This window comes from Streptomyces sp. 3-6, assembly GCF_056323165.1.
Window position 1 is genome coordinate 41,185 of sequence record NZ_JBWHZP010000002.1, and the last position, 14,942, is coordinate 56,126.

At 74.5% G+C, this 14,942-nt stretch carries 9 protein-coding genes and 1 pseudogene; 7 read left to right on the forward strand and 3 right to left on the reverse strand.

Going from position 1 to position 14,942, the window contains the following annotated elements; translation table 11 throughout:
• Nucleotides 1–11: 11 nt before the first annotated feature.
• The 4 genes from AC02VZ_RS04455 to argF all read left to right on the forward strand — a co-directional run bounded on the left by AC02VZ_RS04455 (nucleotide 12) and on the right by argF (nucleotide 6,825).
• Nucleotides 12–1,523 carry a 3' terminal RNA ribose 2'-O-methyltransferase Hen1 gene (locus tag AC02VZ_RS04455; RefSeq protein ID WP_476474737.1) on the forward strand — a complete coding sequence of 504 codons (1,512 nt, stop codon included), beginning with the start codon at nucleotides 12–14 and terminating at the stop codon, nucleotides 1,521–1,523.
• Nucleotides 1,520–4,084 carry a polynucleotide kinase-phosphatase gene (locus AC02VZ_RS04460; RefSeq protein WP_432056461.1) on the forward strand — a complete coding sequence of 855 codons (2,565 nt, stop codon included), beginning with the start codon at nucleotides 1,520–1,522 and terminating at the stop codon, nucleotides 4,082–4,084. The genes AC02VZ_RS04455 and AC02VZ_RS04460 overlap by 4 nt, the downstream gene beginning before the upstream one ends.
• Nucleotides 4,085–4,400: 316 nt before the next feature.
• Nucleotides 4,401–5,627: an arginine deiminase gene (locus tag AC02VZ_RS04465; protein WP_432056460.1), complete on the forward strand. Its 1,227-nt coding sequence runs from the start codon at nucleotides 4,401–4,403 to the stop codon at nucleotides 5,625–5,627.
• Nucleotides 5,628–5,817: 190 nt separating this feature from the next.
• Nucleotides 5,818–6,825: an ornithine carbamoyltransferase gene (argF, locus tag AC02VZ_RS04470; protein ID WP_432056459.1), complete on the forward strand. Its 1,008-nt coding sequence runs from the start codon at nucleotides 5,818–5,820 to the stop codon at nucleotides 6,823–6,825.
• 127 nt (nucleotides 6,826–6,952) lie between these two features.
• On the opposite strand, the gene AC02VZ_RS04475 is transcribed toward argF, so the two are convergent.
• On the reverse strand, nucleotides 6,953–7,408 hold the full coding sequence (locus tag AC02VZ_RS04475; protein WP_432056458.1) for an ATP-binding protein: 456 nt from the start codon (nucleotides 7,406–7,408) through the stop codon (nucleotides 6,953–6,955).
• Between the two features lie 344 nt (nucleotides 7,409–7,752).
• On the opposite strand from AC02VZ_RS04475, the gene AC02VZ_RS04480 reads away from it, so the two are divergent.
• Nucleotides 7,753–8,580, forward strand: coding sequence for an enoyl-CoA hydratase family protein (locus tag AC02VZ_RS04480; RefSeq protein WP_476474568.1), 828 nt, complete (start codon nucleotides 7,753–7,755; stop codon nucleotides 8,578–8,580).
• The gene (locus AC02VZ_RS04485) at nucleotides 8,565–10,871 is read left to right on the forward strand and encodes a bifunctional salicylyl-CoA 5-hydroxylase/oxidoreductase (RefSeq protein ID WP_476474569.1); all 2,307 of its coding nucleotides are present in this window, start codon (nucleotides 8,565–8,567) and stop codon (nucleotides 10,869–10,871) included. The genes AC02VZ_RS04480 and AC02VZ_RS04485 overlap by 16 nt, the downstream gene beginning before the upstream one ends.
• 152 nt (nucleotides 10,872–11,023) lie before the next feature.
• On the opposite strand, the gene AC02VZ_RS04490 is transcribed toward AC02VZ_RS04485, so the two are convergent.
• Both AC02VZ_RS04490 and AC02VZ_RS04495 read right to left on the reverse strand, forming a co-directional pair.
• Nucleotides 11,024–11,836, reverse strand: a complete 813-nt coding sequence (locus AC02VZ_RS04490) for a PaaX family transcriptional regulator (protein WP_476474570.1) — start codon at nucleotides 11,834–11,836, stop codon at nucleotides 11,024–11,026.
• Nucleotides 11,837–11,894: 58 nt separating this feature from the next.
• On the reverse strand, nucleotides 11,895–13,553 hold the full coding sequence (locus AC02VZ_RS04495) for an AMP-binding protein (protein WP_476474571.1): 1,659 nt from the start codon (nucleotides 13,551–13,553) through the stop codon (nucleotides 11,895–11,897).
• Between the two features lie 188 nt (nucleotides 13,554–13,741).
• Between AC02VZ_RS04495 and AC02VZ_RS04500 the strand changes: the two are divergent.
• Nucleotides 13,742–14,863: pseudogene (locus AC02VZ_RS04500) on the forward strand (acyl-CoA dehydrogenase family protein); the annotation flags it as partial.
• Nucleotides 14,864–14,942 lie beyond the last annotated feature (79 nt).

The following is a 14,942-nucleotide window of genomic DNA, read 5'->3' on the forward strand; positions in this document are numbered from 1 at the left end:
AGGGGTTCACCGTGTTCCTGACGATCAGCACCACCGGCTCTCCCGACCGCCCCGCGACCGACCTCGGTTTCCTGCTGCACAAGCACCCCGACAAGGCGCAGTCCTTCTCCACGACCTGCGGCCGGGCGCACGTCTTCTACCCCGAGGCCGACGCGGATCGCTGCACCGTGGCGCTGCTGCTGGAGGTGGACACGGTGGCCCTGGTGAAGCGCGGGCGCGGCAAGGGCCGCGGCGGGGCGCCCGACGCCGCCCTCGCCCAGTACGTCAACGACCGCCCCTACGCGGCCTCCTCGCTGCTCTCGGTCGCCCTCGGCAACGTCTTCTCCAGCGCCCTGCGCGGGGTGTGCGCGGCGCGCCCCGCTATACCCGGCCTGCCGCGCCCGCTGCGCGTCGAGGTACCCGCCCTGCCCGCCCGCGGCGGCGCCGCGCTGGTCCACCGGCTGTTCGAACCGCTCGGCTGGACCGTGACGGCCGATCCCGTGCCGCTGGACACCGCGTTCCCCGAGTGGGGCGACTCCCGCTACGTACGGCTCGTCCTGGAGTCGGACACCCTCACCCTCGCCGAGGCCCTGCGCCACCTGTACGTGCTGCTGCCGGTCCTCGACGACGCCAAGCACTACTGGGTCTCCCCGGACGACGTGGACAAGCTGCTGCGCGTCGGCGAGGGCTGGCTGCCCGGCCACCCGGAGCACCGGCTGATCACCAGCCGCTACCTGACCCGCCGCTGGTCGCTGACCCGGCAGGCGCTCGAACGCCTGGAGCTGGTCCGGCTCGCCGAGTCCGACGACAGTGACGTCCAGGAGATCGACAACGCGGTCGCCGAGGAGACGGAGACCGAGGAGAAGCCGACCCCGCTCGCCGTCCAGCGCCGGGACGCCGTCCTCGCCGCCCTGCGCGAGGCGGGGGCGGCCCGGGTGCTCGACCTGGGCTGCGGACAGGGCCAGTTGGTGCAGGCGCTGCTCCGCGACCCGGCGTACACCGAGATCGTCGGCCTCGACGTGTCGATGCGCGCCCTGACCATCGCCTCCCGGCGGCTGAAGCTGGACCGCATGGGGGAGCGGCAGGCGGCCCGGGTGAAGCTCCTGCAGGGCTCGCTCGCCTACACCGACCGCCGGCTCAAGGGCTACGACGCCGCCGTCCTCAGCGAGGTGATCGAGCACGTCGACCTGCCCCGGCTGCCGGCGCTGGAGTACGCCGTGTTCGGCGCCGCCCGCCCCCGCACCGTCGTCGTGACCACACCGAACGTCGAGTACAACGTCCGCTGGGAGAGCCTCCCGGCCGGTCACGTCCGGCACGGCGACCACCGCTTCGAGTGGACCCGCGACGAGTTCCGCGCCTGGGCCGCCAAGGTGGCCGAACGGCACGGCTACACCGTGGAGTTCCGCCCCGTCGGTCCCGACGACCCCGAGGTCGGCCCGCCCACCCAGATGGCCGTGTTCCACACCGGCACCACCGGAACCGGCAGCACCCGTACCACCGGCACCACCCGCGCCGGGACGAAGAAGGAGGCGAAGGCCGCATGACCACCACGACGACCGGGGCGGACGACGCCCGCCCCCAGGGCCGCGTCCTGCCCGTCACCGACCTCTCCCTGGTGGTGCTCGTCGGTGCCTCCGGGTCGGGCAAGTCCACCTTCGCCCGGCGCCACTTCCGGCCCACCGAGGTCCTCTCCTCGGACTTCTGCCGCGGTCTGGTCGCCGACGACGAGAACGACCAGAGCGCCAGCCGGGACGCCTTCGACGTGCTGCACTACATCGCCGGCAAGCGCCTGGCCGCCGGCCGCCGCACCGTCGTCGACGCCACCAGCGTCCAGCAGGAGTCCCGCAAGCAGCTCGTCGAGCTGGCCAAGCGGCACGACGTGCTGCCCATCGCCATCGTGCTCGACGTGCCCGAGGAGGTGTGCGCCGAGCGCAACGCGGCCCGCACCGACCGCGCCGACATGCCCCGCCGGGTCATCCGGCGCCACACCCGCGAACTGCGGCGCTCGCTGCGCCACCTGGAGCGCGAGGGCTTCCGCAAGGTGCACGTGCTGCGCGGCGTCGAGGAGGTCGAGCAGGCCACCGTCGTCACCGAGAAGCGGTACAACGACCTCACCCACCTCACCGGCCCCTTCGACATCATCGGCGACGTCCACGGCTGCTCCGCCGAACTGGATTCCCTGCTCGGCAAGCTGGGCTACACAGACGGTGTGCACCCCGACGGGCGGACGGCCGTGTTCGTCGGCGACCTCGTCGACCGCGGCCCGGACAGCCCCGGTGTGCTGCGGCGCGTGATGGCCATGGTCCGGTCGGGCCACGCGCTGTGCGTGCCCGGCAACCACGAGAACAAGTTCAGCCGCTTCCTCAAGGGCCGCAACGTCCAGCACACCCACGGACTCGCCGAGACCATCGCCCAGATGGAGGGGGAGAGCGAGGAGTTCCGCGCCGAGGTGCGGGAGTTCATCGACGGGCTCGTCAGCCACTACGTCCTCGACGGCGGCAGGCTCGTCGTCTGCCACGCCGGCCTGCCGGAGAAGTACCACGGCCGGACCTCCGGCCGGGTGCGCGGCCACGCCCTGTACGGCGACACCACCGGCGAGACCGACGAGTTCGGCCTGCCCGTGCGCTACCCGTGGGCCGAGGAGTACCGCGGCCGGGCGGCCGTCGTCTACGGCCACACCCCGGTCCCGGAGGCCACCTGGCTCAACAACACCATCTGCCTGGACACCGGCGCGGTGTTCGGCGGCAAGCTGACCGCGCTGCGCTGGCCGGAGCGGGAACTGGTCGACGTGCCCGCCGAGCAGGTCTGGTACGAGCCGGCCCGCCCGCTGCGCACGGAGGCGCCCGGCGGCCACGACGGCCGCCCCCTGGACCTGGCCGACGTGCACGGCCGGCGCGTGGTCGAGACCCGGCACGCGGGCCGGGTGTCCGTGCGGGAGGAGAACGCGGCGGCGGCGCTGGAGGTCATGAGCCGGTTCGCGATCGACCCGCGGCTGCTGCCCTACCTGCCGCCGACCATGGCACCGACCGCCACCTCGCGCCTCGACGGCTACCTGGAGCACCCGCGGGAGGCGTTCGCCCAGTACCAGCAGGACGGGGTCGCCCGGGTGGTGTGCGAGGAGAAGCACATGGGCTCGCGCGCCGTCGCCCTGGTGTGCCGGGACGCGGAGACGGCCCGGACCCGCTTCGACGCCGCCGGTGTCACCGGCTCCCTCTACACCCGCACGGGCCGCCCGTTCTTCGACGACGCCGCCGTCACCGAGGAGATCCTCGGCCGGCTGCGCTCGGCGGCGACCGCGGCCGGCCTGTGGGAGCGGCTGGAGACGGACTGGCTGCTGCTGGACGCCGAGCTGATGCCGTGGTCCCTGAAGGCCGGCGGGCTGCTGCGCTCGCAGTACGCGGCCGTCGGCGCCGCCTCCGCGGCGGTGTTCCCCGGCGCCCTGACGGCGCTGGAGGGCGCGGCGGCCCGCGGGGTCGACGTGGCGGACCTGCTGGGCGTCCAGCGCGAACGGGCCGACGCGGCCGACGCGTTCACCCGCGCGTACCGCCACTACTGCTGGACCACCGACGGCCTCGACGGGGTGCGGCTCGCGCCGTTCCAGATCCTGGCCGTGCAGGGCCGCAGCCTCGCCGCGCTGCCGCACGACGAGCAGCTGGCCCTGATCGACCTGATGGTGGAGCACGACGGCACCGGCCTGCTGCGGACCACCCGGCGGCTGTACGTCGACACCGGCGACCCGGAGTCGGTGCGCGCCGGCGTCGACTGGTGGCTGGAGATGACCGGACGCGGCGGCGAGGGCATGGTCGTCAAGCCGGTCGGCGCGCTGGTCCGGGGCCCCGAGGGCCGGCTGGTGCAGCCGGGCATCAAGTGCCGGGGCCGCGAGTACCTGCGGATCATCTACGGCCCCGAGTACACCCGGCCGGAGAACCTGGCCCGCCTCCGCGGCCGCTTCCTCAACCACAAGCGGTCCCTGGCGATCCGGGAGTACGCGCTCGGCCTGGAGGCCCTGGACCGGCTGGCCGGGGGCGAGCCGCTGTGGCGGGTGCACGAAGCGGTCTTCGGGGTCCTCGCCCTGGAGTCCGAGCCGGTGGACCCGCGGCTGTAGCGCGGCGGCAGCGGACCGGTGCGGGTGCCCGGCCGGGTGCCGGGTGCCCCCGCCCGGGACCCCCGGGCGGGCCCTCGGCGGACCCTCCCGGTGCGGTGCCGGCCCGTACCGCCCGCCCCACCCCTACCGTGCCGCCCCCACCCGTACCGTGCCGCGTCGCGCCCCGCCCCGCCGTGCCGGGCCACCGCCGGCTCACGGCGGGCGCGGGCCGGGGCCGGCCGGGAGGGGCGCCGCTCGACCGTGCGCGGCACGCCGCGCACGGTCACTTTCCCTCAGGAGAGGGGTGAACCCGGGCCCGGGTGGTCAGGATGGAGTCATGACCTACCATGTCGCCTCGGAGACCGGACGCCTGCGCCGGGTGATCCTGCACCGGCCCGATCTCGAGCTCAAGAGGCTCACCCCCAGCAACAAGGACGACCTGCTCTTCGACGACGTGCTGTGGGTGCGCCGGGCGCGCGCCGAGCACGACGGGTTCGCCGACGTGCTGCGCGACTGCGGGGTCGCCGTCCACCTCTTCGGCGACCTGCTCACCGAGACCCTCGACATCCCCGAGGCCCGCACGATCGTCATGGACCGCGTCTTCGACGAGAAGGAGTACGGGCCGCTGGCCACCGACCACCTGCGGGCCGCGTTCGAGACACTCCCCTCGCGGGACCTGGCCGAGGCCCTGGTCGGCGGCATGACCAAGCGGGAGTTCCTGGACGCCCACCCGGAACCGGTCTCCGTGCGCTTCCACGCGATGGAGCTCGACGACTTCCTCCTGGGCCCGCTGCCCAACCACCTCTTCACCCGGGACACCTCCGCCTGGATCTACGACGGCGTCGCCATCAACGCCATGCGGTGGCCCGCCCGGCAGCGCGAGACCGTGCACTTCGAGGCGATCTACCGGCACCATCCGCTGTTCCGGGACGAGACGTTCCGGGTCTGGTCCGAGGGACAGGCCGACTACCCGTCCACGATCGAGGGCGGGGACGTGCTGGTCATCGGCAACGGCGCGGTGCTGATCGGGATGAGCGAGCGGACCACCCCGCAGGCGGTGGAGATGCTCGCGCACAAGCTGTTCGCGGCCGGGTCCGCGGAGACCATCGTGGCGCTCGACATGCCCAAGCGGCGTGCCGTGATGCACCTCGACACGGTGATGACCATGGTCGACGGCGACACCTTCACCCAGTACGCCGGTCTCGGCATGCTCCGCTCGTACACCATCGAGCCGGGCGTGGGGGACCGGGAGCTGAAGGTCACCGACCACCCGCCGGAGCACATGCACCGGGCGATCGCCGCCGCGCTGGGGCTCAGCGAGATCCGGGTGCTCACCGCGACCCAGGACGTGCACGCCGCCGAGCGGGAGCAGTGGGACGACGGCTGCAACGTGCTGGCCGTGGAGCCCGGCGTGGTCATCGCCTACGAACGCAACGCCACCACCAACACGCACCTGCGCAAGCAGGGCATCGAGGTCATAGAGATCCCCGGCAGCGAACTGGGCCGGGGCCGGGGCGGCCCGCGCTGCATGAGCTGCCCGGTGGAACGGGACCCGGTGACATGATCCGGTGACATGACGCACGGGCACGGCCGGTGACAGGATCCGAGACCTCGCCCCACCGGTCGGTACGCGGGCGGCGCGGCATCGCCCCGCCCCGGCCCCGACCCTCCGCCCCACCCCACCTCACCGCATAGAAATTCTAGGCGTCGTATAGAATTCCAGCCGTCCTGTCCCTGACCCCTGGAGCGCCCCCATGGCGACTGTCCCGACCGCCCTCGCCGGCCGCCACTTCCTCAAGGAGGCGGACTTCACCGAGCAGGAGTTCCTCGGCCTGCTCGACCTGGCGGCGGAGCTGAAGGCCGCCAAGAAGGCCGGGACCGAGACCCGTCACCTGGTGGGCAGGAACATCGCGCTGATCTTCGAGAAGCCGTCCACCCGGACCCGCTGCGCCTTCGAGGTGGCCGCCGCCGACCAGGGGGCGTCGACCACCTACATCGACCCCAGCGGCTCCCACATCGGCAGGAAGGAGTCCGCGAAGGACACCGCCCGGGTGCTCGGCCGGATGTTCGACGCGATCGAGTTCAGGGGGGACGCGCAGGAGACCGTCGAGACCCTCGCCGAGCACGCCGGGGTGCCGGTCTACAACGGCCTCACCGACGCGTGGCACCCCACCCAGATGCTGGCCGACGTGCTCACCATGACCGAGCACAGTGCCAAGCCGTTGACGGAGATCGCCTTCGCCTACCTCGGCGACGCCCGCTTCAACATGGGCAACTCCTACCTCGTGACCGCCGCGCTGCTCGGCATGGACATCCGGATCGTCGCCCCGAAGACCTACTGGCCCGCCCAGGACGTCGTCGATCGCGCCCGTACGCTCGCCGACGCCTCCGGGGCCCGCGTCACGCTCACCGAGGACGTCGCCGAGGGGGTGGCGGGCGCCGACTTCGTGGGCACCGACGTGTGGGTGTCGATGGGGGAGCCGCAGGAGGTGTGGGACGAGCGGATCACCGCCCTCGCGCCGTACGCGGTGACCATGGACGTGCTGCGCGCCACCGGCAACCCGGACGTCAAGTTCCTGCACTGCCTGCCCGCCTTCCACGACCTGGGCACCCAGGTGGCCCGCGACGTCCACGAGCGGCACGGCCTGACGTCGCTGGAGGTCACCGACGAGGTCTTCGAGTCGGACCACTCGGTCGTCTTCGACGAGGCGGAGAACCGGATGCACACGATCAAGGCCGTGCTGGTCGCGACGCTGGCCTGACACGGCGCGGCACCCGTGCCCCGCCGGGCGGGCGGGACGGTGCGGCACCCGTGTCCCGCCGTGCCGCCGGGCGGGCGGGACGGCGCGGCACCCGTGTCCCGCCGTGCCGCCGGGCGGGCGGAGCCGGTCAGTCGTGCGGCCGGCGCGGGCCCGGTACGGCCGGCAGGCGGAACCAGACCGCCTTGCCGGTCGGGGTCGGCCGGTGACCGCAGGACGAGCTGAGGGTGCGGATCAGCAGCAGGCCGCGCCCGTGTTCCTGCCAGGGGTCCGGTTCGCCGGGCGCCGGCCGGGTGAGCCGGTGCGGCGGTTCGGGGTCGGGATCGTGCACCTCCACCCGGCAGCCGGTCGGCAGCAGCTCCACGACCAGCTCGATCGGGCTGCTGCCCGCGGTGTGCTCCACCGCGTTGGCCACCAGTTCCGCCGTCAGCAGCTCCGCCGTGTCGCTGTCCGCGGAGTGCTCCACCTCCGCCAGGGCCGTCCGGACCAGGGCACGGGCCACCGGCACTGCCGCGGTGGTGTGCGGCAGCGCGACGCGCCAGGAGGCCGGGGCGGAGGGGTGATCGTGCAAGGTGGGTCCGTTCATGGAGCAGGCTGTCCTGCTTTCAATTACTCAATGGTACGGCTCCCCGGGCGCGCCCCGCGGAGGGACCCCGCCGGGCCGGCGACGGACGCCGTACCGGGACGTCCGGCCCCGGCACCGGGGGACGTACCCACGCCCGGGCCCCGCCTCGCGCGGCAGGTCACTGCTGTGACCCGCCCGTCGACGAGCCGTGACGGACGCGACCGGCACCCGCCCCGGACGGCGGCGGCCCGGCCTGCCGTCCCGCCCTGTTATCGCGCACCCGTGACGACAGTCACGAACGGGTGATAGCGTCGAGGGGCAGCACTCAGTGAGCCGCGCAGCGCCCGCCCGAGGAGGCCGCCCTCATGAGTCCCTTCACCGGCTCCGCCGCCCGCACCGCCCGCTGGGAACACCTGCGGGTCGAGCTGGCGGACGGCGTCGCCACCGTCACCCTGGCCCGCCCCGAGAAACTCAACGCGCTGACCTTCGGCGCCTACGCGGACCTGCGCGACCTGCTCGCCGAGCTGTCCCGGGAACGCTCCGTGCGGGCGCTGGTGCTGGCCGGGGAGGGGCGCGGCTTCTGCTCGGGCGGCGACGTCGACGAGATCATCGGCGCCACCCTCGGCATGGACACCGCCCGGCTGCTCGACTTCAACCGCATGACCGGCCAGGTGGTCCGCGCGGTACGGGAGTGCCCGTTCCCGGTGATCGCCGCGGTGCACGGGGTCGCCGCGGGCGCCGGCGCGGTCCTGGCGCTCGCCGCCGACTTCCGGGTCGCCGACCCCACCGCCCGGTTCGCCTTCCTCTTCACCCGGGTCGGCCTGTCCGGCGGCGACATGGGCGCCGCCTACCTGCTGCCCCGGGTGGTCGGCCTGGGACACGCCACCCGGCTGCTCATGCTCGGCGAGCCCGTACGCGCGCCCGAGGCCGAACGGATCGGACTGATCAGCGCGCTCACCGACGAGGCCGGCGCCGACGAGGCCGCCCACGCCCTCGCCCGGCGCCTGGCCGACGGCCCCGCCCTGGCACACGCCCAGACCAAGGCGCTGCTCACCGCCGAGCTGGACATGCCGCTGGCCGCCTCCGTGGAACTCGACGCGGCCACCCAGGCGCTGCTGATGCACGGCGAGGACTACGCCGAGTTCCACGCGGCCTTCACCGAGAAGCGCCCCCCGAAGTGGCGGGGGCGGTAGCCGTGCGGGTCGCGGTCATCGGCGGCGGACCCGGCGGCCTGTACGCGGCGGCGCTCCTCAAACGCCAGGACCCCGCCCGCGAGATCACCGTCTACGAGCGCAACGCCCCCGACGAGACCTTCGGCTTCGGCGTCGTCCTCTCCGACGAGACCCTCGGCGGCATCGAGCACGCCGACCCCGTGGTCTACGAGGCGCTGCGCCGGGACTTCGTGCGCTGGGACGACATCGACATCGTGCACCGCGGCACCCGCCACACCTCGGGCGGCCACGGCTTCGCCGCCCTCGGCCGGCACCGGCTGCTGGAGATCCTGCACGGGCGCTGCCGCTCCCTCGGCGTGGAGCTGCGCTTCGGCACCGAGGCGCCCGACCCGGCCGGACTGGCCCGCACCCACGACCTGGTGGTGGCCGCCGACGGCGTGCACAGCGGCACCCGCGCCGCCTTCGCCGACGTCTTCCGGCCGAGCGTCACCGCACACCGCTGCCGCTACATCTGGCTGGCCGCCGACTTCGCCTTCGACGCCTTCCGCTTCGAGATCGCCGAGACCGAGCACGGCGTGATGCAACTGCACGGCTACCCCTTCGCCGCCGACGCCTCGACCGTGATCGTCGAGATGCGCGAGGAGGTCTGGCGGGCCGCCGGATTCGACCGGATGTCCGAGGACGAGTCCGTGGAACGCTGCGCCAAGCTGTTCGCGGACGCGCTCGGCGGGCGCCCGCTGCGCGCCGGCACGTCGGCGTGGACCACCTTCCGCACGGTCGTCAACGAGCGCTGGTCGCACGGCAACCTCGTGCTCCTCGGCGACGCCGCGCACACCGCCCACTTCTCCATCGGCTCCGGCACCAAGCTGGCCGTCGAGGACGCCCTGGCCCTCGCCGACTGCCTCGGTGAGCACGCCTCCACCGCCGACGCCCTCGCCGCCTACGAGGCGCGGCGCCGCCCCGTCGTCGCCTCCACCCAGCGCGCCGCCCGGGCCAGCCTGGAGTGGTTCGAGAACCTGGCCCGCTACGTCGGCCAGCCGCCCCGCCGCTTCGCCTTCGACCTGCTGACCCGCAGCCGCCGCGTCACCCACGACAACCTGCGGCTGCGCGACCCCGGGTTCACCGCGGCCGTGGAGGAGGAGTTCGGCTGCCCGCCGGGCACCCCGCCGATGTTCACCCCCTTCCGGCTGCGCGGACTGACGCTGCGCAACCGGGTCGTCGTCTCACCGATGGACATGTACTCCGCCACCGACGGCGTCCCCGGCGACTTCCACCTGGTCCACCTCGGGGCGCGGGCGCTCGGCGGGGCGGGGCTGGTGATGACCGAGATGGTGTGCGTCAGCCCCGAGGGGCGCATCACCCCCGGCTGCGCGGGCCTCTACACCGCCCGCCAGGCGGACGCCTGGCGGCGGATCACCGATTTCGTGCACGGCAGCGCCCCCGGCACCGCGATCGGTGTCCAGCTGGGCCACAGCGGCCGCAAGGGCTCGACCAAGCGGATGTGGGAGGGCATGGACGAGCCCCTCGACGACGGCAACTGGCCCCTGGTCGCCGCCTCCCCGCTGCCCTACCGGCCCGGCAGCCAGACCCCGCGCGAACTGAGCCGGGCCCAGTTGACGGACGTCCGGGAGCAGTTCGTGGCGGCGGCCCGGCGGGCGGCCCGGGCCGGCTTCGACCTGCTGGAGCTGCACTGTGCCCACGGCTACCTGCTCTCCGGCTTCCTCTCCCCGCTCACCAACCGCCGCACCGACGCCTACGGCGGCTCCCCGGAGAACCGGCTCCGGTTCCCGCTGGAGGTCTTCGACGCCGTCCGCGCCGTGTGGCCCGGGGACCGGCCGATGACCGTCCGCATCTCCGCGACCGACTGGGCCGAGGGCGGCACCACCGGCGACGACGCCGTCGTCCTCGCCCGGGCCTTCGCCGCGCACGGGGCGGACGCCATCGACGTGTCCACCGGCCAGGTGGTCGCCGAGGAGCGGCCGGAGTTCGGGCGGTCCTACCAGACGCCGTTCGCCGACCGCATCCGCCACGAGGTGGGCGTCCCGGTGGTCGCCGTGGGCGCGATCTCCTCCTGGGACGACGTCAACTCCCTGATCCTGGCGGGCCGCACGGACCTGTGCGCGCTGGCCCGCCCGCACCTGTACGACCCGCACTGGACGCTGCACGCGGCAGCGGAACAGGGCTACGACGGGCCGGGCGTCGTCTGGCCGGCCCCCTACCGGGCGGGCAGCCGGCCCCCGCGGACCGGCCGCAAGGACCCGGTGGGCACCCCGGGCACCCGTCCCGGGCCGGCGGGCCGCAGGGGCGCGTGAGCCCCACCGGGCGCCCGGCCAGGGGGCGTCCGCACCGGGGCCCCGCACGTGCCTCCAGCGGGCTGAGCCCGGCGACCCGCCGTCGGAGCCCCGCTGTCGGAGTCCTGCCGTCAGAGCCACGCCGTCGGAGTCCTGCTGTCAGTGCCCCGCTGTCAGAGCCCCGCGAACGTGGCGCCGGCGTCCCGCAGACGGGTGTGCAGGCCGTGGAAGACGGCGGCCGACCGCGCCCCCGGCCAGTCGTCGGGGAGCAGGGCGGCCGGCAGGCCCGGATCGGTGTAGGGCAGGTGGCGCCAGGAGTCCAGCGCGAGCAGGTAGTCCCGGTACGCCTCCTCGGGCGGGGTGTCCGCCCGCTCCTCCCACGCCCGCAGCACACCGGCGTGCCGGGCCAGGAACGCCTCGTGCTCCTCGGCGATCCGGGAGAGGTCCCACCAGCGGGCCACCGCGTCGGCGGTGGCGGCGAAGCCGAGGTGCTCGCCGCGGAAGAAGTCGACGTACCGGTCCAGGCCCAGCCGCTCCAGGGTGTGGCGGGTCTCCTCGTGGAACCGCGCGGGGGCGATCCACACCCCGGGGGCCGCCGTGCCGAAGCCGAGCCCGGCCAGGCGGGAGCGCAGCACGTGCCGCTTCTGCCGCTCCGACTCCGGCACGGAGAACACCGCGAGCACCCAGCCCTCGTCCCGCGGCGGGGCGGTGGCGTAGATGCGCCGGTCACCGTCCTCCAGCAACTGCCGCGCGTCGGCGGACAGTTCGTAGCCGGCGGCGCCCTTCGCGGTGCGGGCCGGGACGAGCAGTCCGCGCCGTTTGAGACGGGACACCGAGGAACGCACGGAGGGGGCGTCCACGCCCACCGCCGCCAGGAGCCGGATCAGCTCCGCGACGGGCACCGGGCCCGGCACGAAGCGGCCGTACGCGCCGTAGAGCGTGACGATGAGAGACCGTGGAGCAGGCTGGTCGGACACGGTGATCATCCTAGGTCGTGCCGTCGGCGCCCGTCCCACCGCGTCGTGCCCGCTCGCCGGTCCGGCCTCACGGCCCGCCGCGGCCCTCGTCGGCGCCGGAACCGGCGGCGGCCCCGGAGTCGGCGGCGGCCCCGGAGTCGGCGGCGGACCGCAGCCGGAAGCGCTGCAGCTTGCCGGTGGCGGTGCGCGGCAACGCGTCCAGGAACACGATCTCCCGCGGGCACTTGAAGGGCGCCAGCTCCGACTTCACGAAGGCGCGCAGCGCCTCCCCGTCCCGCTCGGCGCCCTCCTTGAGCACCGCGTACGCCACCACCACCTGGCCGCGGTCCTCGTCCGGCCGCCCCACGACGGCCGCCTCGACGACGTCCGGGTGCCGCAGCAGGGCGTCCTCCACCTCCGGTCCGGCGACGTTGTACCCGGCGGTGATGATCATGTCGTCGGCGCGGGCGACGTAGCGGAAGTAGCCGTCGGGCTCCCGGACGTAGGTGTCACCGGTGATGTTCCAGCCGTCGCGCACGTACTCCCGCTGCCGCGGGTCGGCGAGGTAGCGGCAGCCGACCGGACCGCGCACCGCCAGCAGGCCCGGCTCGCCGTCCGGGGCCGGCCGGCCGTCGGCGTCCTGCACGCGGGCCTGCCAGCCCGGGACCGGGACGCCGGTGGTGCCGGGGCGGATCCGCTCGTCGGCGGCGGAGATGAAGATGTGCAGCAGCTCGGTGGCGCCGATGCCGTTGATGATGCGCACGCCGGTGCGTTCGTGCCAGGCATGCCAGGTGGCGGCCGGCAGGTTCTCGCCCGCCGAGACGCAGCGCCGCAGCGAGGAGACGTCGTGCGCGTCCAGGCCGTCGAGCATCGCCCGGTAGGCGGTGGGCGCCGTGAACAGCACCGACACCCGGTGCTCGGCGATCGCGGGCAACAGCTGGTCGGGGTGGGCCTGTTCGAGCAGCAGGGCGCTGGCGCCCGCCCGCAGTGGGAAGACGACCAGGCCGCCGAGTCCGAAGGTGAAGCCGAGCGGGGGACTGCCCGCGAACACGTCGTCGGCACGGGGGCGCAGGACGTGCCGGGAGAAGGTGTCCGCGACGGCCAGCACGTCCCGGTGGGCGTGCATGCAGCCCTTCGGCCGGCCGGTGGTGCCCGAGGTGAAGGCGATCAGTGCCACGTCGTCGGCCGCGGTGCGCACCTCCTCGTACGGCGTCCCGGGTGCCGGGCGGCGCAGCAGGTCGTCCGGTGCGTCGCCGCCGTAGGTGGTGATCCGCAGGCCGGGGACCTCGGCCTTGGCCAGGTCGTCGACGGCCCGCACGTCGCACAGGGCGTGCCGGACCTGGGCGATCTCGCAGAGGGTGCTCAGTTCCTGCGGGCGCTGCTGGGCCAGCACGGTGACGGCGATCGCGCCCGCCTTGAGCACCGCCAGCCAGCAGGCCGCCAGCCAGGGGGTGGTCGGACCGCGCAGCAGCACCCGGTTGCCCGGCACCACCCCGAGGTCGCCGCTGAGCAGGTGCGCGAGCCGGTCCACCCGGTCCCGCAGCTCAGCGTAGGTCCAGGTGCCCCCGTCGGGGGTGCGGAAGGCCGGGCGGTCGCCGGGCGGGCCGTGCAGCAGTTCGGCGGCGCAGTTCAGCCGCTCGGGGTAGGCCAGCTCCGGCAGGTCGAAGCGGAGTTCGGGCCACTGATCGGGTGGCGGGAGGTGGTCGCGGGCGAAGGTGTCGACGTGCGCGGTGGCCCGTGGCTTCATGACGGTTCGCCCCCTCGGCGTGGTGGGCTCGCAGAAGGAGCGTATCGTGTTGGTGACGACAGTCAACGGTTCGCGATAGCCTCGGGGCAGCCGTCCGGGGCGCCCGGGCCGGGAGGCCGCCGACGCGGCCGACCCGCCGTCCGGGGGCGTCCCGTGGGGCGGCCCGGCGGGGAGGGAAGGGACCGGCGATGACCGCATTCTCGCTCGAACCGGCACAGACCGCCTGGTGCGCCGAACTGCGGCACCTGGCCGCCGAACGCCTGCGCCCGCTCGCCGACCGGGGCGAACCCGGCCGCGTCAACCGTCCCCTGCTCGCCGAACTCGGCCGGCTCGGACTGCTGTCGCGGCTGTTCACCTCCGGCGCCCTCGACCTGTGCCTGATGCGCGAGTCCCTGGCCCGCGCCTGCACCGAGGCCGAGAACGCGCTCGCCCTCCAGGGGCTCGGTGCCCACCCCGTGCACGCGCACGGCACCGAGGCCCAACGCGCCCGCTGGATCCCCCGGGTGAGCGACGGCAGCGCGGTCGCCGCCTTCGCCCTCAGCGAGCCCGGCGCCGGCTCCGACGCCGCCGCCCTCGCCCTGGCCGCCGACCCGGACGGCACCGGCGGCTGGCGCCTGACCGGCGAGAAGTGCTGGATCTCCAACGCGCCCGAGGCGGACCTCTACACCGTCTTCGCCCGCACCGGCCCCGGCGCCGGCGCCCGCGGCGTGACCGCGTTCCTGGTCCCCGCCGACCGCCCCGGACTCGACGGCACCCCCCTCGACATGCTCTCCCCGCACCCCATCGGGGCCCTGCGCTTCGACGCCGTCCCGGTCACCGCCGACGACCTGCTCGGCGAGCCCGGGCGCGGCTTCCGGGTCGCCATGGACACCCTCAACCTGTTCCGGCCCAGCGTCGGCGCCTTCGCCGTCGGCATGGCCCAGGCCGCGCTCGACGCCGCCCTCGAACACACCGCGGACCGGGAGGCCTTCGGCGGCCGGCTCGCCGACCTCCAGGCCGTCTCGCACCAGGTCGCCGAGATGGCCGTGCGCACCGAGGCGGCCCGCCTGATGGTGTACGCGGCGGCCGCCGCGCACGACGCGGGCGCACCGGACGTCCCGCGGCGCGCGGCGATGGCGAAACTGCTGGCCACCGAGACCGCGCAGTACGTCGTCGACCGCTCGGTGCAACTGCACGGCGCCCGGGCCCTGCGCCGCGGCCACCTGCTCGAACACCTCTACCGCGAGGTGCGCGCCCCCCGCGTCTACGAGGGGGCCAGCGAGGTGCAACGCGGCATCATCGCCAAGGAGTTGTACAAAATCCTGGAGGATCGTCGACCGCCGAGCGCTTCAACCCGCCAGGTGTGGAGTGCCCTTGACCGCCGAGCGCATCAACCCGCCGCGTCAAGTG